Origin of the sequence: Subtercola boreus (assembly GCF_003399625.1) — a bacterium.
Taxonomy (GTDB): Bacteria; Actinomycetota; Actinomycetes; order Actinomycetales; family Microbacteriaceae; genus Subtercola; species Subtercola boreus_C.
Window position 1 is genome coordinate 1 of sequence record NZ_NBXA01000086.1, and the last position, 693, is coordinate 693.

The following is a 693-nucleotide window of genomic DNA, read 5'->3' on the forward strand; positions in this document are numbered from 1 at the left end:
CGGTGGCGTGCAGGGTCCTGAAGCTTTCGGCTCAGGGGTATTACAAATGGTTGCGGGATCCGGTCTCCCAACGGGACTGGGACGACGCGCATGTCATCGAGGCGATGCGGCAGATCCACGAAAACGACCCAACGTTGGGATACCGGTTCATTGCGGATGAGCTCGCTGATGCCGGGATAGCTGCGAGCGAAAACCGGGTCTGGCGCCTCGCCAAGGTCGCGGGGCTGCAGGCTTCGCACCACCGACGACGCGGGAAAGGCAACAAGCCCGGCCCCGCTGTCCACGACGACCTGCTCGGCGTGACCGATGACAAAGGCCGAGTAACGCACGACTTCATTACGGCCGCGACAGAACCGAACCAGGTCTGGCTGACCGACATCACGGAGCACTGGACCGGTGAGGGCAAACTGTATTTGTGCGCGGTCAAGGATTGCTGTTCCAACAAGATCGTCGGGTACTCCATCGATTCCCGAATGAAGTCCGAGCTCGCAGCCGCGGCGCTGCGTAACGCGATCGCGCTCCGCGCCCCAGCCGGCACGATCGTACATTCCGACCGAGGCAGCCAAGCCGTATTCAAGCAGTCGATGCAACAGCGGCTTGTTGTGTTGAGCGTAGCTGTTCGGCGAAGGCTTCTGCGGGGGTTCGCCAGCCCAGGATTTCTCGGGGCCGGTTATTGATGGTGTCGGCGACGGC

Annotated in this window: 2 pseudogenes; one reads left to right on the plus strand and one right to left on the minus strand. The window is 62.3% G+C overall.

What is annotated here, in order from left to right:
- Window positions 1–566: pseudogene (locus tag B7R21_RS20350) on the plus strand (IS3 family transposase); the annotation flags it as partial.
- 7 nt (window positions 567–573) lie between these two features.
- Here the strand turns inward: B7R21_RS20350 and B7R21_RS20830 are convergent.
- Window positions 574–693 (minus strand): annotated as a pseudogene (locus B7R21_RS20830) (IS30 family transposase); the annotation flags it as partial.